We start from the raw sequence: 20,760 nt of genomic DNA, 5'->3' as shown, positions 1-20,760 counted from the left end.
GGTCAGTGGCATGACAAATGTTGGAGGAGTGATCTGCGGGGAACCAGGGGTCGCGCACGCCGAATAGTTTCGTAACAGCCGGGAACGCGAAAAGGCCCGTACGACGGGCGTCGTACGGGCCCTCGGCGGGCCGCCCCGGGGCGCGCGGCGGCAGTTTCGGCCGGGCTCAGACCTCGGAACCGCAGTCGACCGACACGAACAGCTCGGCCGTCGACGTCGCCGTGATCGCCCGCGCGAACCAGACGCTCAGCGTGTCCAGGTCCGCGCACCCGACGATCCGCTCCCGACAAGGGGCGGGACACGCGAAAGGGCCCGTACGACGGGAGTCGTACGGGCCCTTGTGGTGCTCGCGATGGAGCTACCAGGTCGGGAGACCCTTCAGCAAGCCGGTGAGCTTACTTGACGATCTTGGTGACCTGGCCGGCGCCCACGGTACGGCCACCCTCACGGATGGCGAACTTCAGGCCCTCTTCCATGGCGACGGGCTGGATGAGCTCCACCTTCATCTCGGTGTTGTCACCCGGCATGACCATCTCGGTGCCCTCGGGGAGGGTCACCACGCCGGTCACGTCCGTCGTGCGGAAGTAGAACTGCGGACGGTAGTTGTTGAAGAACGGCGTGTGGCGGCCACCCTCGTCCTTGGAGAGGATGTAGGCCTGGGCCTGGAACTCGGTGTGCGGGGTGACCGAGCCCGGCTTGATGATGACCTGGCCGCGCTCGACGTCCTCGCGCTTGATGCCGCGGAGCAGCAGACCGACGTTCTCACCGGCCTGGCCCTCGTCGAGCAGCTTGCGGAACATCTCGATGCCGGTGACCGTGGTGGTGGTCTTCTCCGTCTTGATGCCGATGATGTCGACGGTCTCGTTGACCTTGAGGACACCACGCTCGATGCGGCCGGTGACGACCGTACCGCGACCGGTGATGGTGAAGACGTCCTCGATCGGCATCAGGAACGGCTTGTCGACGTCGCGCTCCGGCTCCGGAATGGCGGTGTCGACGGCGTTCATGAGGTCCAGAACGGACTGGACCCACTTCTCGTCGCCCTCGAGCGCCTTCAGAGCGGAGACACGGACGACCGGGAGGTCGTCGCCCGGGAACTCGTACTCGGAGAGGAGTTCGCGGACCTCGAGCTCGACGAGCTCCATGATCTCCTCGTCGTCCACCATGTCGGACTTGTTCAGCGCGACGACGATGTACGGCACGCCGACCTGGCGGGCCAGGAGCACGTGCTCCTTGGTCTGCGGCATCGGGCCGTCGGTCGCGGCGACCACCAGGATCGCGCCGTCCATCTGGGCGGCACCGGTGATCATGTTCTTGATGTAGTCCGCGTGACCGGGGCAGTCGACGTGGGCGTAGTGACGCGCCTCGGTCTGGTACTCGACGTGCGAGATGGAGATCGTGATACCACGCTGGCGCTCTTCGGGCGCCTTGTCGATGTTGTCGAACGGGGTGGCCTCGTTCAGCTCCGGGTACGCGTCGTGCAGCACCTTGGTAATGGCGGCCGTGAGGGTCGTCTTACCGTGGTCGATGTGACCGATGGTGCCGATGTTGACGTGCGGCTTAGTCCGCTCGAACTTCGCCTTCGCCACTGGGTTCCTCCTGTGGAGTGGTTCTGTACGCCTTACTCATCGGCGCCAGGTGATCTTTGCTGGATGGCCCGGATCTCCGGGGCATTCCTCCGGGTGTGCGGCTGATCGCCGCGAATCCGTGGAATGCCCCGAGAGGCTCCGGAGTCAAGACTAAAGGCTGGAACTCGGGTGAGTTACTCGCCCTTGGCCTTCGCGATGATCTCCTCGGCGACGTTCCGCGGAACCTCGGCGTAGGAGTCGAACTGCATCGAGTAGCTTGCGCGACCCGACGTCTTGCTGCGGAGGTCGCCGACGTAGCCGAACATCTCCGAGAGGGGCACGAGGCCCTTCACGACACGGGCACCCGCCCGCTCCTCCATGGCCTGGATCTGGCCACGGCGGGAGTTGATGTCGCCGATGACCTCGCCCATGTAGTCCTCGGGCGTGGTGACCTCGACGGCCATCATCGGCTCGAGCAGCACGGGGCTGGCCTTGCGCGCGGCCTCCTTGAAGGCCTGCGAACCGGCGATCTTGAACGCGAGCTCGGAGGAGTCGACCTCGTGGTAGCCACCGTCGAGAAGCGTGACGCGGACGCCCGTCATCTCGTAGCCGGCCAGGATGCCGAACTGCATCGCTTCCTGGGCGCCGGCGTCGACCGAGGGGATGTACTCCTTCGGAACGCGACCACCGGTGACCTTGTTCACGAACTCGTACGAGGCGTCGCCGCCCTCGATCGGCTCGATCGCGATCTGCACCTTGGCGAACTGGCCGGTACCACCAGTCTGCTTCTTGTGCGTGTAGTCGAGCCGCTCGACCGCCTTGCGGATGGTCTCGCGGTACGCGACCTGCGGCTTGCCGACGTTGGCCTCGACCTTGAACTCACGGCGCATACGGTCGACCAGCACCTCGAGGTGCAGCTCGCCCATACCACCGATGATGGTCTGGCCGGTCTCCTCGTCCGAGTGGACCTGGAAGGACGGGTCCTCCTCGGCCAGGCGCTGGATCGCGACGCCCAGCTTCTCCTGGTCGCCCTTCGACTTGGGCTCGATGGCGACCTGGATGACCGGCGCCGGGAAGTCCATGGACTCCAGGATGACCGGGGCCTTGTCGTCGCTCAGCGTCTCACCGGTGGTGGTCTGCTTCAGACCCATGACGGCGACGATGTCGCCGGCGCCCACCGACGGGATCTCCTCACGCTTGTTGGCGTGCATGCGGTAGATCTTGCCGATGCGCTCCTTCTTGCCCTTGACGGAGTTCAGCACCTGCGTGCCGGACTCCAGGCGGCCCGAGTAGACCCGGACGAAGGTGAGCTTGCCGAGGTGCGGGTCGCTCATGATCTTGAACGCGAGCGCGGCCAGCGGCTCGTCCTCGGACGGCTTGCGCTTGATGACCTCTTCCGCGTTGCCCACGGCGTGGCCCTCGATGGCCTCGACGTCGAGCGGCGTGGGGAGGTAGCGCACGACCGCGTCGAGCAGGGGCTGAACGCCCTTGTTCTTGAACGCGGTGCCACAGAACACCGGGGTGATCGTGGTCTCGGTGGCCTTGCCGGACGCGATGGTGATACGACGGATCGCGGTGTGCAGCTGCTCCTCGGTGGGCTCGTTGCCCTCCAGGTACAGCTCCATGATCTCTTCGTCGTTCTCCGCGACGGCCTCGACCAGCTTGCCGTGCCACTCCTCGGCGGCCTCGGTGTGCGTGGCCGGGATGTCGACGACGTCGTACATCTCGCCCTTCGCGGCCTCGGCGGACCACACGAGCGCCTTCATGCGGACCAGGTCCACAACGCCCTTGAAGTCGGCCTCGGCACCGATCGGCAGCTGCATGACCAGCGGCTGCGCGCCCAGGCGGTCCTTGATCATGTCGACGCAGCGGTGGAACTCGGCACCGGTGCGGTCGAGCTTGTTCACGAAGCAGATGCGCGGAACGCCGTAGCGGTCCGCCTGACGCCACACCGTCTCGGACTGGGGCTCGACACCGGCGACGCCGTCGAACACCGTCACGGCACCGTCGAGCACGCGCAGGGAGCGCTCCACCTCGACGGTGAAGTCGACGTGACCCGGCGTGTCGATGATGTTGATCGTGTGGTCGACGTTGTCCAGCGGCCAGTGACAGGTGGTGGCAGCAGAGGTGATCGTGATGCCACGCTCCTGCTCCTGCTCCATCCAGTCCATCGTGGCGGAACCCTCGTGGGTCTCACCGATCTTGTAGGACACACCGGTGTAGAACAGGATCCGCTCGGTGGTGGTCGTCTTGCCCGCGTCGATGTGGGCCATGATCCCGATGTTGCGGACATGGGCCAGGTCAAGTGAAGTGGTAGCCATAAGGCTTCAGTCTTCTCTCGGTTCTCGATGGGGTAGCGACTACCAGCGGTAGTGCGCGAAGGCCTTGTTGGACTCGGCCATCTTGTGCGTGTCCTCGCGCTTCTTCACAGCGGCACCAAGGCCGTTGGAGGCGTCGAGGAGCTCGTTGAGCAGACGCTCGGTCATGGTCTTCTCGCGACGGGCGCGGGAGTAACCGACCAGCCAGCGCAGCGCCAGGGTGTTGGCGCGGCCGGGCTTGACCTCGATCGGCACCTGGTAGGTGGCACCACCGACACGGCGGGACTTGACCTCGAGGGTCGGCTTGATGTTCTCGAGAGCGCGCTTCAGCGTGATGATCGGGTCGTTGCCGGTCTTCTCGCGCAGGCCCTCCATGGCGCCGTAGACAATGCGCTCGGCGGTGGAGCGCTTGCCGTTCAGCAGCACCTTGTTGATCAGGGAGGTCACCAGAGGAGAGCCGTAGACCGGGTCGATGATGACCGGGCGCTTCGGGGCGGGGCCCTTACGAGGCATTCTTACTTCTCCTTCTTGGCGCCGTAACGGCTGCGAGCCTGCTTGCGGTTCTTGACACCCTGGGTGTCGAGCGAACCGCGGATGATCTTGTAGCGAACACCCGGCAGGTCCTTCACACGGCCGCCGCGCACGAGCACGATGGAGTGCTCCTGCAGGTTGTGTCCCTCACCCGGAATGTAAGCCGTGACCTCGATGCCGCTGGTCAGACGCACACGCGCGACCTTACGGAGGGCCGAGTTCGGCTTCTTCGGAGTGGTCGTGAACACACGCGTGCAGACGCCGCGGCGCTGGGGCGAACCCTCGAGTGCGGGCGTCTTGTTCTTTTCGACCTTGTCCTGCCGGCCCTTGCGGACCAGCTGCTGGATCGTAGGCACTACTTCTCCGGTTTCTGTGTGCCGATGGGTACAGCTAACCTGGAACTTCGCCGACCCACGCGGTCGGGTGTGTCGAATCCCGCTGACTCCCACCGCAAGGCAGAAAGAGGCGCAGATCACGGTGGCCGTTCAGCAGCTCCCGGTGCGGTTTGAAGGCACGCACGAAAGCCAGGGCACACCCCAGGCACAAGGTCTGAGCGTACCTACCTCATTCGCTGTGGTCAAAACAAATGGGCCCCGCCCGCCGCGTCCCGCGGGGCTTGTCAAGCCCCGGCTCAGCGGGCGATCTTCGAATCCACGGAATGTGATCTTCGGACACCGGAATCCGCCCAGGTCATCCCGACCCCGCGATCCCGGCCACGACGAGCACGGTCAGGAACACCGCCCAGCCCGCGACGGACAGCCAGCCCAGGACCAGCCCGGCCAGCGCGAGGCCGTCGCCGCCCTCCCCGTTGCGGCGCATCTCCGCGCGGGCGGCGTGTCCCAGGACCACCGCGGGCAGGCCCGTCAGACCGGCCGTCATCAGCGTGAGCACACCGCAGACCAGGGAGCCGACCGCCTTGCCGTTGGTGGGCGGCGGGACCGCCGCCGGCAGGAACGTGGACGGCACGACCGGTGCCGCCGCCGAGGTGAGCGGCACCGGACCCTGTGGCAGGTCCGCCACCAGCAGCGCCAGCTCCCCGACCGTACGGGCCTGGTATGCCCGTGCGACGCGCTGGTCGAGTTCCCGCTCGTCCAGGCGGCCCTCGCTGAAGCCCGCCCTGAGCACGTCCACGGCCCGTTCGCGGTCGGCGTGGGACGCCAGCATCGAGGGACTCCCCTGGCCCTGCCACGGCTGCGGAACCCCCTGTCCCCGCTGCCAGGGCTGCATGGGCTGCCACGACGGATGTGACGGTTGATACGACACTGGGACCTCCCCCGGACCACGTGTGTCTCTCCATGATGCGCCAAGGGCGGCCATCCCGTTACGGGATGACCGCCCTTCAGCGCGTCATGCAGCCGCTCGCCTACTGGTTGTACGGACCGTAGTCGTAGTCCTCCAGCGGAACGGCCTGGCCGGAGCCGGAGCCGAACGGCGAGTAGTCGATGTCGTCGTAGCCCACGGCCGAGTACATCGCGGCCTTGGCCTCCTCGGTCGGCTCGACCCGGATGTTGCGGTAACGGGACAGGCCCGTACCGGCCGGGATGAGCTTACCGATGATGACGTTCTCCTTGAGGCCGATCAGGGAGTCGGACTTGGCGTTGATCGCCGCGTCCGTCAGGACCCTGGTCGTCTCCTGGAAGGAGGCCGCCGACAGCCAGGACTCGGTCGCCAGCGAGGCCTTGGTGATACCCATGAGCTGCGGACGACCGGAGGCCGGGTGACCGCCCTCCTGGACCACACGACGGTTCTCGTGCTCGAACTTCGAGCGCTCGACCAGCTCGCCGGGCAGCAGCTCGGCGTCGCCGGACTCGATGATCGTCACCCGGCGCAGCATCTGCCGGATGATGATCTCGATGTGCTTGTCGTGGATCGACACACCCTGCGAGTTGTAGACCTTCTGGACCTCGCCGACCAGGTGGACCTGGACGGCCCGCTGACCCAGGATGCGCAGCACGTCGTGCGGGTTGGTGGCACCCACGGTGAGCTTCTGGCCCACCTCGACGTGGTCGCCCTCGCCGACCAGCAGACGGGCACGCTTCGAGATCGGGAACGCCGTCTCGTCGCTGCCGTCGTCCGGGGTGACGACGATCTTCTTGGTCTTCTCGGTCTCCTCGATCCGGATGCGGCCGGAGGCCTCGGAGATCGGGGCGACACCCTTCGGGGTACGGGCCTCGAAGAGCTCGACGACACGGGGCAGACCCTGGGTGATGTCGTCACCGGCCACACCACCGGTGTGGAAGGTACGCATCGTCAGCTGGGTGCCGGGCTCACCGATGGACTGGGCGGCGATGATGCCGACCGCCTCACCGATGTCGACCAGCTTGCCGGTGGCGAGCGAACGGCCGTAGCACATGGCACAGGTGCCCACCGCGGACTCGCAGGTCAGGACCGAGCGGGTCTTGACCTCGGACACTCCGCGGGAGACGAGCTCCTCGATGAGCACGTCGCCCAGGTCGGTGCCGGCCGGGGCCAGTACCTGACCGTCGACCACGATGTCCTCGGCGAGGCAGCGCGCGTACACGGACGTCTCGACGTTGTCCGCCTTGCGCAGCACGCCGTCCGCACCGCGCTCCGCGATGTGCAGCTTGAGGCCGCGCTCGGTGCCGCAGTCCTCCTCGCGGATGATGACGTCCTGGGAGACGTCGACCAGACGACGGGTGAGGTAACCCGAGTCGGCGGTACGCAGGGCGGTGTCGGCCAGACCCTTACGGGCACCGTGCGTGGAGATGAAGTACTCCAGCACGGACAGACCCTCACGGAACGACGCCTTGATGGGCCGCGGGATGGTCTCGTTCTTGGCGTTCGACACCAGACCGCGCATACCGGCGATCTGACGCATCTGCATCATGTTTCCTCGGGCGCCCGAGGAAACCATCATGAAGATCGGGTTGGTCTTCGGGAAGTTGTCGTTCATCGCCTCGGCGACCTCGTTGGTCGCCTTGGTCCAGATCGCGATGAGCTCCTGGGTCCGCTCGTCCTTGGTGATCAGACCGCGCTCGTACTGCTTCTGGACCTTCTCGTCCTGCGCCTCGTAGCCGCGGACGATCTCCTTCTTCGCCTCGGGGACGACGACGTCGGAGATGGCGACGGTGACACCGGAGCGGGTGGCCCAGTAGAAGCCGGACGACTTCAGGTTGTCGAGCGTGGCCGCCACGATGACCTTCGGGTAGCGCTCGGCGAGGTCGTTGACGATCTCGGAGAGCTGCTTCTTGCCCACCTCGAAGTCGACGAACGGGTAGTCCTCGGGCAGCAGCTCGTTGAAGAGCGCGCGGCCCAGGGTCGTCTTCAGGCGGAACGAGTCACCCTGCTGCCACTCCGGCTCACCCTCCTCGCGGGCCGGCGGGGTCCAGCCGCGCGGCGGGATGGTGCCCACCGGGAAGCGGACGTCCACCCGCGACTGGAGCGAGAGCTCGCCGGCGTCGAACGCCATGATCGCCTCGGCGACCGACGCGAAGGAGCGGTCCTCGCCCTTGGCCTCGCGGCCCTCGGCGTCGGTGGTGAGGAAGTACAGACCGAGGACCATGTCCTGGGTCGGCATCGTCACCGGACGGCCGTCGGCCGGCTTGAGGATGTTGTTCGAGGACAGCATCAGGATGCGGGCCTCGGCCTGCGCCTCCGCGGACAGCGGCAGGTGCACGGCCATCTGGTCACCGTCGAAGTCCGCGTTGAACGCGGTGCAGACGAGCGGGTGGATCTGAATGGCCTTGCCCTCGACCAGCTGCGGCTCGAAGGCCTGGATGCCGAGGCGGTGCAGCGTGGGCGCACGGTTCAGCAGAACCGGGTGCTCCGCGATGACCTCTTCCAGCACGTCGTACACGACCGTGCGGCCGCGCTCGACCATGCGCTTGGCGCTCTTGATGTTCTGCGCGTGGTTCAGGTCGACCAGGCGCTTCATCACGAACGGCTTGAACAGCTCCAGCGCCATCGCCTTCGGCAGACCGCACTGGTGCAGCTTCAGCTGAGGACCGACGACGATCACGGAACGGGCCGAGTAGTCGACGCGCTTGCCGAGCAGGTTCTGACGGAAGCGGCCCTGCTTGCCCTTGAGCATGTCGGACAGCGACTTCAGCGGACGGTTGCCGGGGCCCGTGACCGGGCGGCCGCGGCGGCCGTTGTCGAAGAGCGCGTCGACGGCCTCCTGGAGCATGCGCTTCTCGTTGTTCACGATGATCTCGGGCGCGCCGAGGTCGAGAAGCCGCTTCAGGCGGTTGTTGCGGTTGATGACACGGCGGTACAGGTCGTTCAGGTCGGAGGTCGCGAAGCGGCCACCGTCCAGCTGCACCATCGGACGCAGGTCCGGCGGGATGACCGGCACGCAGTCCAGGACCATGCCCTTGGGGCTGTTGGACGTCTGCAGGAACGCGGAGACGACCTTCAGCCGCTTGAGGGCGCGGGTCTTCTTCTGGCCCTTGCCGGTGCGGATGATCTCGCGGAGCCTCTCGGCCTCCTCCTCGAGGTCGAAGGACTCCAGGCGCTTCTGCAGCGCCGCGGCACCCATCGAGCCGTCGAAGTACGTGCCGAACCGGTCGCGCAGCTCGCGGTAGAGCAGCTCGTCGCCCTCGAGGTCCTGGACCTTGAGGTTCTTGAACCGGGTCCACACCTCGTCGAGGCGGTCGATCTCGCGCTGCGCGCGGTCGCGCAGCTGCTTCATCTCACGCTCGGCACCCTCGCGCACCTTGCGGCGCACGTCGGCCTTGGCACCCTCGGCCTCCAGCTCGGCGAGGTCCGCCTCGAGCTTCTTGGCGCGGGCCTCCAGGTCGGCGTCGCGGCGCTGCTCGATCTGCTGGCGCTCGACGGAGACGTGGGCCTCCAGCGACGGCAGGTCGCGGGTGCGGCGCTCGTCGTCGACGTACGTGATCATGTACGCCGCGAAGTAGATGACCTTCTCCAGGTCCTTCGGGGCCAGGTCGAGCAGGTAGCCCAGACGCGACGGGACGCCCTTGAAGTACCAGATGTGGGTGACGGGCGCGGCCAGTTCGATGTGGCCCATCCGCTCACGGCGCACCTTGGCACGGGTGACCTCGACGCCGCAGCGCTCGCAGATGATGCCCTTGAAGCGGACACGCTTGTACTTGCCGCAGTAGCACTCCCAGTCCCGGGTGGGACCGAAGATCTTCTCGCAGAAGAGCCCGTCCTTTTCCGGCTTGAGGGTGCGGTAGTTGATGGTCTCGGGCTTCTTGACCTCGCCGTGGCTCCACTGACGGATGTCGTCAGCGGTGGCCAGGCCGATCCGGAGCTCGTCGAAGAAGTTGACGTCGAGCACTATGCGTCAATCCCTCTCAGGGTCGTAAGTCTGTGGTCTGAAACGGGGGCCTGGGGGTCGGCGGGCTTCCTGGTCAGGACGCCCGCCGGACTCCCGTCAGACCTCTTCGACGCTGCTCGGCTCGCGCCGGGACAGGTCGATGCCGAGCTCCTCCGCAGCGCGGAAGACATCCTCGTCGGTGTCGCGCATCTCGATGGACATACCGTCGCTGGACAGCACCTCCACGTTCAGGCACAGGGACTGCATCTCCTTGATGAGCACCTTGAAGGACTCGGGGATGCCGGGCTCGGGGATGTTCTCGCCCTTGACGATGGCCTCGTAGACCTTCACGCGGCCGGTGACGTCGTCGGACTTGATGGTCAGCAGCTCCTGGAGGGCGTAGGCGGCGCCGTAGGCCTCGAGGGCCCACACCTCCATCTCGCCGAAGCGCTGGCCACCGAACTGGGCCTTACCACCCAGCGGCTGCTGGGTGATCATCGAGTACGGACCGGTCGAGCGGGCGTGCAGCTTGTCGTCGACCAGGTGGTGGAGCTTCAGGATGTACATGTAGCCGACCGAGATCGGGTCCGGGAACGGCTCACCGCTACGGCCGTCGAACAGCTGCGCCTTGCCGGACGGGAGGACCATGCGGTCGCCGTCGCGGTTCGGGATGGTGTGCTGGAGCAGACCCGCCAGCTCGTCCTCACGGGCACCGTCGAAGACCGGGGTGGCCACGTTGGTGCCGGGGGCGACCTGGTCGGCGCCGATGGCCTGGAGCCGCTCCGCCCACTCGTCCGCGAGGCCGGAGACGTCCCAGCCGCGGCTGGCGAGCCAGCCGAGGTGGATCTCCAGGACCTGTCCCGGGTTCATTCGGGACGGCACACCCAGCGGGTTGAGGATGATGTCGACCGGGGTGCCGTCCTCCAGGAACGGCATGTCCTCGATCGGCAGGATCTTCGAGATGACGCCCTTGTTGCCGTGACGGCCGGCGAGCTTGTCACCGTCGGTGATCTTGCGCTTCTGCGCGACGTAGACGCGGACCAGCTGGTTCACGCCCGGCGGCAGCTCGTCGCCCTCCTCGCGGTCGAAGACGCGCACGCCGATGACCTTGCCGGTCTCGCCGTGCGGCACCTTCAGCGAGGTGTCACGGACCTCACGGGCCTTCTCACCGAAGATCGCGCGCAGCAGGCGCTCCTCGGGGGTCAGCTCGGTCTCGCCCTTCGGGGTCACCTTGCCGACGAGGATGTCGCCGGCGATGACCTCGGCGCCGATGCGGATGATGCCGCGCTCGTCGAGGTCGGCGAGGACCTCCTCGGAGACGTTCGGGATGTCCCGGGTGATCTCCTCGGGGCCGAGCTTGGTGTCACGGGCGTCGACCTCGTGCTCCTCGATGTGGATCGAGGAGAGGACGTCGTCCTGGACGAGGCGCTGCGACAGGATGATCGCGTCCTCGTAGTTGTGACCCTCCCACGGCATGAACGCGACCAGCAGGTTCTTGCCGAGCGCCATCTCGCCGTTCTGGGTGGCCGGGCCGTCGGCGAGGACCTGGCCCTCGACGACGCGGTCGCCCTCGTTGACGATGACCTTCTGGTTGACCGAGGTGCCCTGGTTGGAGCGGGCGAACTTGGCCAGGCGGTACGTGATGTACGTGCCGTCGTCGTTGGTCGTGGTGATGTAGTCGGCGGAGATCTCCTGGACCACACCGGCCTTCTCGGCCTTGACGACGTCGCCGGCGTCGACGGCGGAGCGGTACTCCATGCCGGTGCCGACGAGCGGGGACTCCGACTTGATGAGCGGAACGGCCTGGCGCATCATGTTCGCGCCCATGAGGGCACGGTTGGCGTCGTCGTGCTCGAGGAACGGGATCATGGCGGTCGCGACCGACACCATCTGGCGCGGCGAGACGTCCATGTAGTCGACGTCCTCGGGGCTGACGTAGTCGACCTCGCCGCCACGGCGGCGGACCAGCACGCGGGCCTCGGCGAAGCGCAGGTCGTCCGCCAGGATGGCGTTGGCCTGAGCGATGACGAAGCGGTCCTCCTCGTCGGCGGTCAGGTAGTCGACCTCGTCGGTGACCTGGCCGTCGTTGACCTTGCGGTACGGGGTCTCGACGAACCCGAACGCGTTGACCCGGCCGTAGGAGGCGAGCGAGCCGATCAGACCGATGTTCGGGCCTTCCGGCGTCTCGATCGGGCACATGCGGCCGTAGTGCGAGGGGTGCACGTCACGGACCTCGAAGCCGGCCCGCTCACGGGAGAGACCACCCGGGCCAAGGGCCGACAGGCGGCGCTTGTGGGTGAGACCCGACAGCGGGTTGTTCTGGTCCATGAACTGCGACAGCTGGCTGGTGCCGAAGAACTCCTTGATGGAGGCGACGACCGGCCGGATGTTGATCAGGGTCTGCGGCGTGATCGCCTCGACGTCCTGCGTGGTCATGCGCTCGCGGACGACGCGCTCCATACGGGCCAGACCGGTGCGGACCTGGTTCTGGATGAGCTCGCCCACGCTGCGCAGACGGCGGTTGCCGAAGTGGTCGATGTCGTCGGTCTCGACGACGATCGTCTGACCGCTGTCGCCGACCGTCTCGATCTCGCCCGCGTGCAGCTTCACCAGGTACTTGATCGTCGAGATGACGTCCTCGACGGTCAGGACGCCGGCGTCCAGCGGAGCGTCCGCACCCAGCTTCTTGTTGACCTTGTAGCGGCCGACCTTGGCGAGGTCGTAGCGCTTGGGGTTGAAGTACAGGTTCTCGAGCAGCGTCTGCGCGGCCTCACGCGTGGGGGGCTCGCCCGGGCGCAGCTTGCGGTAGATGTCCAGCAGCGCGTCGTCCTGGCCCTGGGTGTGGTCCTTCTCCAGGGTGGCGCGCATCGACTCGTAGTCGCCGAACTCCTCGAGGATCTGCTCGTTGGTCCAGCCGAGCGCCTTCAGCAGGACGGTGACCGACTGCTTGCGCTTGCGGTCGATACGGACACCGACCATGTCGCGCTTGTCGATCTCCATCTCCAGCCAGGCACCCCGGGAGGGGATGATCTTGGCGGAGAAGATGTCCTTGTCGGACGTCTTGTCGATGGAGGAGTCGAAGTAGACGCCGGGGGAACGGACCAGCTGGGACACCACGACACGCTCGGTGCCGTTGATGACGAAAGTGCCCTTGTTCGTCATGAGCGGGAAGTCGCCCATGAAGACGGTCTGGGACTTGATCTCGCCGGTCTCGTTGTTGGTGAACTCGGCCGTGACGAAGAGCGGGGCCGCGTACGTGAAGTCGCGCTCCTTGCACTCGTCGATCGAGTTCTTGGGCGGCTCGAAGCGGTGGTCGCGGAACGTCAGCGACATCGACCCGGAGAAGTCCTCGATCGGGGAGATCTCCTCGAAGATCTCCTCGAGGCCGGACTTGGTGGGGACGTCCTGACCGGACTCCAGAGCGTCCTCGACGCGAGCCTTCCAGGCGTCGTTGCCGAGCAGCCAGTCGAAGCTCTCGGTTTGCAGCGCGAGAAGGTTCGGAACCTCGAGGGGCTCCTTGATCTTTGCAAAGGAGATGCGCAGCGGGGCGGTGCTGGCGCCGTTGTTCGTATTCGCGGTCGAGGCGTTGCGCGAGGCGGCCAAGAGGGGGTCCTTCCGAGGGCTCGGACTCACTACGCGCGTACCGGCCCCCCGCCGCTGCTTGAGGACAGGTCGTCCTGATCGGGCCGAAAGGCCAGGTCAAGGATGATCTGGTCGTCGTTGCTGAGGCGAGGGCATGCCCCTGGTGACGGGCAGGGGACAGCTAACAGGCAGCGCAAAGGGTCAGTGTAGCCACATGGCACACTGATGTCCAGTGCGGGTTTTTTGAGACCCTCGTAGTTGTCAACGTCTGCGGCCTACCTGCCCTCAACGCACCCTGATACTGCCCTCTTCGTCGCCGATCCATGCCTCGGATTCGGATCCTTGTTGGCGACGCGTCCTGAGAATTGCGCGCTGCGTGCGGTTCGTCAAGGCCTCCCATGGCCAAACCGGATGCTGCCATCGTCACTTGCAGCCCGCCGCCGGAGCTCTGGAGGCACGACGAAGATCACCATACCCCTCCCTGCCACGGGCGCAAGGCAGCCGACACCGGCCCCCTCGAACGCCGAAGAGCGACCACCCGGATGGATGATCGCTCCTCGGTGCGTTCGCGTTACAGCCCCAGGGGGGCCGTGTTCAGCGCGCGGGAGTCCTTGGCGGACCCGTGAAGGTCTTACTTGACCTCGACGGAGGCGCCGGCGCCCTTGAGGGCCTCGGCGGCCTTGTCCGCGGCCTCCTTGTTGACCTTCTCGAGGACGGGCTTCGGGGCACCGTCGACCAGGTCCTTGGCCTCCTTCAGGCCCAGGGAGGTCAGCTCGCGCACGACCTTGATGACCTGGATCTTCTTGTCGCCGGCGCCGGCGAGGATGACGTCGAACTCGTCCTTCTCCTCAGCGGCCTCGGCAACCGGGGCGCCCGGGCCGGCCATCATGACCGGGGCGGCCGCGGCGGCGGTGACGTCGAACTTCTCCTCGAACGCCTTCACGAACTCGGAGAGCTCGATGAGGGTCATCTCCTCGAACTGCGCGAGCAGGTCTTCCTGGCTGAGCTTCGCCATGGTGGCGGTCCTTCCACTCAAATCGGCAGGTGCCGGATGTACTGGGTAAGGCGGGCGTACGTCGGCCCGCTGCGACCCTCGCCGCGTCAAACGGCTCGGATCAGAAAGCGAGCCGAGTTACTCGGCACCGCCCTGCTCGTCCTGCTTGGCGCGCAGCGCGTCCACGGTGCGGACGAGCTTCGACGGCAGCGCCTGGAAGACGGAGGCAGCCTGGGACTGCTTCCCCTTGAAGGCACCGGCCAGCTTGGAGAGCAGAACCTCGCGGGACTCGAGGTCCGCGAGCTTCTTGATCTCGTCGGCGGACAGCGCCTTGCCGTCAAGGACACCGCCCTTGATGACGAGATTCGGGTTGTCCTTGGCGAAGTCACGGAGACCCTTCGCCGACTCCACCGGGTCACCGGTGACGAAGGCGACGGCCGTCGGACCAGCGAAGAGCTGGTCGTCCAGCGTGATCCCGGCCTCGTTGGCCGCAATCTTGGTCAGCGTGTTCTTCACCACGGCGTACTGGGCGTTCTCACCGAGCGACCGGCGCAGCGTCTTGAGCTGCGCCACGGTGAGACCGCGGTACTCGGTCAGCACGGCGGCGTTGGAGCTGCGGAACTTGTCCGTCAGCTCCGCAACCGCGGCAGCCTTGTCGGGCCTCGCCATAGAGCCTCGGCCTCCTTCCGGGTGATTCGGACCGCGCGGACCCGAAGGAGGACTGGGGAAAACGAAACGCCCCGGCGCAGGCGCACGGGGCGGACTCGACCGGGTGCACACACGGGGATCGACGTGTGCTCCGGGAGTTCTTCCACAGTCACCTGCGCGGGTCGTCCGCAGTTCAGCGGATCCTTCGGCCACCGCACCCTCGTACGAGTGCACGGCAACGACCAGCGGTCTTTGGCTTCTGTGGGAGCGTACGGGAAGGGGTCACCGCAAAGCAAATCGCCTCAGGAGCGCGGCTCAGGAGCCGATGCCGGTGCCGCCCGCGGTGGCGCCCTGGGACTTCATCAGGTCCTTGAAGTCCATGGTGTCGCCGGCCGGGGGCGCCTGGACGGAGGTCTTCACGCCGTAGTCGCTGTAGTAGGCGGTGTTGGTCATGGTGCCGGTCGCCATGTCCGCCTTCTCGACCTTCTTGACCAGCAGGTCCCGGTCGTTGACCCAGATATCGATCGACTCCGTGGTGACGCCCGCCTCGCTGAGCTGCTTCTTCAGCTCGTCCATCTGGCGCTTGGGCAGGTTCGAGCTCCTGTCGGCGAAGTCGGCGACGTTCACCGTGCCCGCGTAGTGCGTGGTGTGCTCGCCGCGCACCGTCGCCTCGCCGACCTTGCGGACGTCGCCGGAGGCCAGCAGCAGCTTCACCGACTGGTTCGGCGTGGCGTTCTTCAGCTGCTCCCGCATGTACTCGCCGGAACCGCCGACGAGGTCCCCGAGGTCCTCGTAGCGGTACGCGATCCAGTGCTTGCCGCCCGTCTGCCGCGCGTAGGCCTCGCTCATGTGGGCGTAGTAGGCGTCGGGCAGGTACCGCGCCTCCATCGTCGTGGCCCCGATCCGGCGCATCGTCTCGGCGACCGTGCCGCCGGTGTAGGTGAGCTTGAGCGTGCCGGTCAGGCCGTCACCCCAGTCGAGGGTGCCGTCGCCCTTCATCGACATCAGCGTGCCGATGCTGGTCGTCATCGACACCCTGGCGGAGTCGGCCCCGGCCGTGGAGGTGTCGGCGGAGCGCAGGGCCGCGACGGGGCTCACGTGCGCGAGCCCCCGGCCGGCCGCGCCGTCACCCTTGCCCGAGCCGCCGGAGGAACCGGAGGAGCCGCCGGAGGAGCCGCAGGCGGCCACCGCCGTCAGTGAGGTCAGCGCCACGACGGAGAGCGTGATACGGCGCGCGGTCGTGCTCTTCATTCGTCCCACCCCTATGCGGTTGCTGTGATCTTCACGCTAACGCAGGCCTGTGACAGGCGTACGGGAGTCGCGCAGACGTCGCGCACGGACGTACGGAAGACGTCGTACAGGAGTCCCACAGAAAAGGGACGAGCCCCGCACCCGAAAAGGTTGCGGGACTCGTCCCTCAGCTGTGCGAGCCGTGAGGCTCAGACCGGCTCAGACCGGTCCGGACCGGCTCAGACCGCGGCCGGGTCCTCCTCGACGAGGAGGTTGCGGGTGCGGTTCGGGTCGACCGGGATGCCGGGGCCCATCGTGGTGGTGATGGCGGCCTTCTTGATGTAGCGACCCTTGGCGGCGGACGGCTTCAGACGAAGGATCTCGTCCAGCGCCGCCGCGTAGTTCTCCACCAGCTTGCTGTCGTCGAACGACGTCTTGCCGATGATGAAGTGCAGGTTCGAGTGCTTGTCGACGCGGAACTCGATCTTGCCGCCCTTGATCTCGGTGACGGCCTTGGTCACGTCGGGGGTGACGGTGCCGGTCTTCGGGTTCGGCATCAGACCACGCGGGCCGAGGACGCGGCCGAGGCGGCCGACCTTGCCCATGAGGTCCGGGGTGGCGACGACGGCGTCGAAGTCCAGACGGCCCTTCGACACCTCGTCGATCAGCTCGTCCGCGCCGACGATGTCGGCGCCGGCGGCACGTGCGGCCTCGGCACGGTCACCGGTCGCGAAGACCAGGACCCGGGCGGTCTTACCGGTGCCGTGCGGAAGGTTCACGGTGCCACGGACCATCTGGTCGGCCTTGCGCGGGTCGACACCCAGGCGGAAGGCGACCTCGACGGTGCCGTCGAACTTGGTCGTGGAGGTCTCCTTGGCGAGACGGACGGCCTCGAGCGGGGCGTACTGCTTCTCCCGGTCGATCTTGGCGTCCGCAGCGCGGAGAGCCTTGCTGCGCTTGCTCACAACTGCTCCTGTGTGTTCTGAAAGGAGTCGTGGTACGGGCCGAGCGGGCCCTGCCACGTGCGGCCATCGGCCGCATGGTGCTACGAAGTTGGGGTTCAGCCCTCGACCGTGACGCCCATGGAACGCGCGGTGCCGGCGATGATCTTCGCGGCGGCGTCCAGGTCGTTGGCGTTGAGGTCGGGCAGCTTGGTCTGGGCGATCTCGCGGACCTGCGCCTGGGTGATCTTGGCGACCTTGGTCTTGTGCGGCTCGCCGGAGCCCTTCTCCACGCCCGCGGCCTTGAGGATCATCTTCGCGGCCGGCGGAGTCTTGGTGATGAAGGTGAAGGAACGGTCCTCGTAGACCGTGATCTCCACCGGGATGACCCAACCGCGCTGCGACTCGGTCGCGGCGTTGTAGGCCTTGCAGAACTCCATGATGTTGACGCCGTGCTGACCCAGCGCCGGGCCGACCGGCGGAGCCGGGTTGGCGGCGCCGGCCTGGATCTGGAGCTTGATGAGCCCCGTGACCTTCTTCTTCTTGGGAGGCATTGCTCTCCGGGTCCTTTCGATTCGGGTCCTGCCGGCGCTCGGGTACCACCCGGACGCAGGCATACCGCACAACGATAACGGGTATAGCTGCGCGGCTGAAAACCGGGCAGGTCAGGCGATCGCTCGAGCGATCGCCTGACCTGCGCGGAAGCGGTACGTCCAGAAAGAACCGCGGTGAGCTAGTTCTTCTGGATCTGGTCGAAGCTCAGCTCGACCGGGGTCTCGCGGCCGAAGATCTCGACGAGGCCCTTGACCTTCTTGGAGTCCGGGTTGATCTCGTTGATCGTGGCCTGGAGCGTGGCGAACGGGCCGTCGGTGACGGTGACCGAGTCGCCGACCTCGAAGTCCAGCACCTGGACCTCGACCTTGCGCTGCGGAGCCGGCTTGCCCTCGGCCTCGGCGGCCTCGCGGGCGGCCTTCTCCTCCGCCTCGGGGGCGAGCATCTTCACGATCTCGTCCAGGGACAGCGGGTACGGGTCGTAGGCGTTGCCCACGAACCCGGTGACGCCCGGGGTGTTGCGGACGACGCCCCAGGACTCGTTCGTCAGGTCCATGCGGACGAGGACGTAGCCGGGCAGCTTGTTCTGCCGGACGGTCTTGCGCTCGCCGTTCTTGATCTGGACGATCTCTTCCTCGGGCACCTCGGCCTGGTAGATGAAGTCCTCGACGTTCAGCGAGACGGCACGCTGCTCCAGGTTCGCCTTCACGCGCTTCTCGTAGCCGGCGTAGGTGTGGATGACATACCACTCGCCGGGCAGCGTGCGCAGTTCCTCGCGGAGCTTGGTGACCGGGTCGACCTCGGCCTCCGGCTCCTGCTCCTCGGCCTCACCCCCGGGCGCCTCGTCCACGACGTGGACGGCGGCCTCCTCGGCCGGCTCGCCCGCGGCGGCCTCGGCAGCCTCGGCCTCGTCGACCTCGTCCGCACCTTCGACGATGTCGAGCTCGTCATCCACGGACTCGGTCGGCTCGATGGCGTCGTTCAGGTTCGGGTCAGACACGGTGGCTGCTTCTTCCTGGATACATAGGGGTGGAACATGCGAAAAGGGGCGCCGGTAACCGCGGCGCCCTTCGCTCGTGGCTCAGCCGAAGACGTACTTGGCCGCGTGGTTGAGCCCATAGTCAATCACGGTCACCAGGCCGATCATGATGACGACGAAGACAATCACCACGGTCGTGTACGTCGTCAGCTGATTGCGGGTCGGCCAGACGACCTTGCGGAGTTCCGCGATGATCTGACGGTAGAAGAGAGCAAGGCGCTTGAGCGGGCCCTTCTTGCCACGCTTGCCACCCTTGCGGGCCTTCTTGGATTCCGTCACCTCGTCCTGGGCATCAGGCGTGTCGAGGGAGCCCACGGCGTCCGTCATTCGTCCTCACCTGATTCCGGGTCGTGGCCGTGCCGCGCCCGGTCGAGCCGCACGGCGGTGCATTGCTGTACGTACATGCGCACACATCCTGGCGAAGGTGTGTAGCAGGGCCGGAGGGACTCGAACCCCCAACCGCTGGTTTTGGAGACCAGTGCTCTACCAATTGAGCTACGACCCTTTGTGTGTCCCCCAACGTACCGCATACGACTGGATGCTCGGTGTGCACCAGGTGCGACAGCGGCTGCTGAAGGCCAACGAGGTGAGAGTGTACGTGTTCCGGCGCCGGTCGTCGAACAGAAAGTGCCCAACCGGCTCCGGTCGATGAAAGATCGCCTGGCAGGAGACGGGATCCGGACGGATGTCCAGAAGTTCCACCGGCCTTGTTCACCCTGTGAAACCCGCGTGCCCCGGGCGTTTCCGGTCTGAAACGATGGACGGCATGAGCGCTGCAACCCCTCCCACCGAGCGCCGGGTCTCCGCCCGCATCGGCGCGATCTCCGAGTCCGCCACCCTCGCCGTGGACGCCAAGGCCAAGGCCCTCAAGGCCGCCGGGCGTCCCGTGATCGGCTTCGGCGCCGGCGAGCCGGACTTCCCGACCCCCGACTACATCGTCGAGGCCGCCGTCGAGGCCTGCCGGAACCCCAAGTACCACCGCTACACGCCGGCCGGCGGCCTGCCCGAGCTGAAGGCCGCGATCGCCGCGAAGACGCTGCGCGACTCCGGCTGGGAGCCGGACGTCTCGCAGATCCTGGTCACCAACGGCGGCAAGCAGGCCATCTACGAGGCGTTCGCCGCGATCCTCGACCCGGGCGACGAGGTCATCGTGCCGGCGCCGTACTGGACGACGTACCCGGAGTCGATCCGTCTGGCCGGCGGTGTCCCGGTCGAGGTCGTCGCGGACGAGACCACCGGCTACCGCGTGTCGGTCGAGCAGTTGGAGGCCGCCCGCACGGAGAAGACCAAGGTCGTCCTCTTCGTCTCCCCGTCCAACCCGACCGGCGCGGTCTACTCCGAGGCCGAGACCGAGGCGATCGGCCGCTGGGCCCTCGAACACGGCCTGTGGGTGCTGACCGACGAGATCTACGAGCACCTGGTCTACGGCGACGCCGTCTCGGTGTCCCTGCCGGCGCTCCTGCCCGAGCTGCGCGACAAGTGCGTCGTCGTCAACGGCGTGGCGAAGACGTACGCCATGACCGGCTGGCGCGTGGGCTGGGTCATCGGCCCGAAGGACGTGGTCAAGGCCGCGACCAACCTCCAGTCGCACGCCACGTCGAACGTGTCGAACGTCTCCCAGGCCGCGGCCCTCGCCGCCGTCTCCGGCGACCTGGAGGCGGTCGCGAAGATGCGCGAGGCCTTCGACCGGCGGCGGAAGACCATCGTGCGGATGCTCAACGAGATCGACGGTGTGCTCTGCCCGGAGCCGGAGGGCGCGTTCTACGCCTATCCGTCGGTGAAGGCGCTGATCGGCAAGGAGATCCGCGGCAGGCGCCCGCAGACCTCGGTGGAGCTCGCCGCGCTGATCCTGGAGGAGGCCGAGGTCGCGGTCGTCCCGGGCGAGGCCTTCGGCACGCCGGGCTACCTGCGCCTGTCCTACGCCCTCGGTGACGAGGACCTGGTGGAGGGCGTGAGCCGGATCCAGAAGCTGCTGGCGGAGGCGCGGGACTGAGGTCCGCTTCCGCTTGCGGGCGCGGGGCCGCCCCCCCACCGGGTGGGGCGCGCGCCCCCCCCCCGGTTTTGGGGGCACAAAACCCAAAGGGGAAACACCAAACCGGGGCCGGGGTCCCGGGG

General features: G+C 67.0%; 15 protein-coding genes and 1 tRNA gene. 1 reads left to right on the top strand and 15 read right to left on the bottom strand.

Going from position 1 to position 20,760, the window contains the following annotated elements:
- Nucleotides 1-395: 395 nt before the first annotated feature.
- The 15 genes from tuf to ACIQMV_RS27465 form a co-directional block, all read right to left on the bottom strand.
- Nucleotides 396-1,589 (bottom strand): elongation factor Tu, encoded by a 1,194-nt coding sequence (gene tuf, locus ACIQMV_RS27535; protein ID WP_141359386.1) that lies wholly within the window; start codon nt 1,587-1,589, stop codon nt 396-398.
- Nucleotides 1,590-1,762: 173 nt separating this feature from the next.
- Complete coding sequence (fusA, locus tag ACIQMV_RS27530; protein WP_141359387.1) at nt 1,763-3,889, bottom strand: elongation factor G; 2,127 nt, start codon at nt 3,887-3,889, stop codon at nt 1,763-1,765.
- 39 nt (nt 3,890-3,928) lie between these two features.
- Nucleotides 3,929-4,399: a 30S ribosomal protein S7 gene (gene rpsG, locus ACIQMV_RS27525; protein ID WP_003992340.1), complete on the bottom strand. Its 471-nt coding sequence runs from the start codon at nt 4,397-4,399 to the stop codon at nt 3,929-3,931.
- 2 nt (nt 4,400-4,401) lie between these two features.
- A complete protein-coding gene (rpsL, locus tag ACIQMV_RS27520; protein ID WP_003948652.1) occupies nt 4,402-4,773 on the bottom strand; it encodes a 30S ribosomal protein S12 in 372 nt (123 codons plus the stop codon).
- Nucleotides 4,774-5,107: 334 nt separating this feature from the next.
- Nucleotides 5,108-5,581 carry a DUF1707 and DUF4190 domain-containing protein gene (locus ACIQMV_RS27515; protein ID WP_402596103.1) on the bottom strand — a complete coding sequence of 158 codons (474 nt, stop codon included), beginning with the start codon at nt 5,579-5,581 and terminating at the stop codon, nt 5,108-5,110.
- A gap of 199 nt (nt 5,582-5,780) precedes the next feature.
- On the bottom strand, nt 5,781-9,680 hold the full coding sequence (locus tag ACIQMV_RS27510; RefSeq protein ID WP_402596102.1) for a DNA-directed RNA polymerase subunit beta': 3,900 nt from the start codon (nt 9,678-9,680) through the stop codon (nt 5,781-5,783).
- A gap of 96 nt (nt 9,681-9,776) precedes the next feature.
- The gene (gene rpoB, locus ACIQMV_RS27505) at nt 9,777-13,262 is read right to left on the bottom strand and encodes a DNA-directed RNA polymerase subunit beta (protein WP_402596101.1); all 3,486 of its coding nucleotides are present in this window, start codon (nt 13,260-13,262) and stop codon (nt 9,777-9,779) included.
- Nucleotides 13,263-13,872: 610 nt separating this feature from the next.
- Complete coding sequence (gene rplL / locus ACIQMV_RS27500; RefSeq protein ID WP_141359391.1) at nt 13,873-14,256, bottom strand: 50S ribosomal protein L7/L12; 384 nt, start codon at nt 14,254-14,256, stop codon at nt 13,873-13,875.
- Nucleotides 14,257-14,373: 117 nt separating this feature from the next.
- Nucleotides 14,374-14,904, bottom strand: coding sequence for a 50S ribosomal protein L10 (rplJ, locus tag ACIQMV_RS27495; RefSeq protein WP_100569727.1), 531 nt, complete (start codon nt 14,902-14,904; stop codon nt 14,374-14,376).
- Between the two features lie 294 nt (nt 14,905-15,198).
- Nucleotides 15,199-16,134 carry a hypothetical protein gene (locus ACIQMV_RS27490; RefSeq protein ID WP_402596100.1) on the bottom strand — a complete coding sequence of 312 codons (936 nt, stop codon included), beginning with the start codon at nt 16,132-16,134 and terminating at the stop codon, nt 15,199-15,201.
- A gap of 218 nt (nt 16,135-16,352) precedes the next feature.
- Complete coding sequence (gene rplA, locus ACIQMV_RS27485) at nt 16,353-17,078, bottom strand: 50S ribosomal protein L1 (RefSeq protein ID WP_402596099.1); 726 nt, start codon at nt 17,076-17,078, stop codon at nt 16,353-16,355.
- A 95-nt stretch (nt 17,079-17,173) separates the two neighbouring features.
- Nucleotides 17,174-17,608, bottom strand: a complete 435-nt coding sequence (gene rplK / locus ACIQMV_RS27480) for a 50S ribosomal protein L11 (RefSeq protein WP_043442978.1) — start codon at nt 17,606-17,608, stop codon at nt 17,174-17,176.
- A 179-nt stretch (nt 17,609-17,787) separates the two neighbouring features.
- Nucleotides 17,788-18,606, bottom strand: coding sequence for a transcription termination/antitermination protein NusG (nusG, locus tag ACIQMV_RS27475; protein ID WP_141359394.1), 819 nt, complete (start codon nt 18,604-18,606; stop codon nt 17,788-17,790).
- An 81-nt stretch (nt 18,607-18,687) separates the two neighbouring features.
- On the bottom strand, nt 18,688-18,972 hold the full coding sequence (secE, locus tag ACIQMV_RS27470) for a preprotein translocase subunit SecE (RefSeq protein ID WP_141359395.1): 285 nt from the start codon (nt 18,970-18,972) through the stop codon (nt 18,688-18,690).
- Nucleotides 18,973-19,077: 105 nt separating this feature from the next.
- Nucleotides 19,078-19,150: transfer RNA gene (locus ACIQMV_RS27465), tRNA-Trp, on the bottom strand.
- A 261-nt stretch (nt 19,151-19,411) separates the two neighbouring features.
- On the opposite strand from ACIQMV_RS27465, the gene ACIQMV_RS27460 reads away from it, so the two are divergent.
- Nucleotides 19,412-20,638 carry a pyridoxal phosphate-dependent aminotransferase gene (locus tag ACIQMV_RS27460; RefSeq protein WP_172632884.1) on the top strand — a complete coding sequence of 409 codons (1,227 nt, stop codon included), beginning with the start codon at nt 19,412-19,414 and terminating at the stop codon, nt 20,636-20,638.
- Nucleotides 20,639-20,760 lie beyond the last annotated feature (122 nt).

Source organism: Streptomyces sp. NPDC091412, assembly GCF_044756885.1.
Taxonomy (GTDB): domain Bacteria; phylum Actinomycetota; class Actinomycetes; order Streptomycetales; family Streptomycetaceae; genus Streptomyces.
This window is presented reverse-complemented; position numbering and strand designations above follow the sequence as displayed.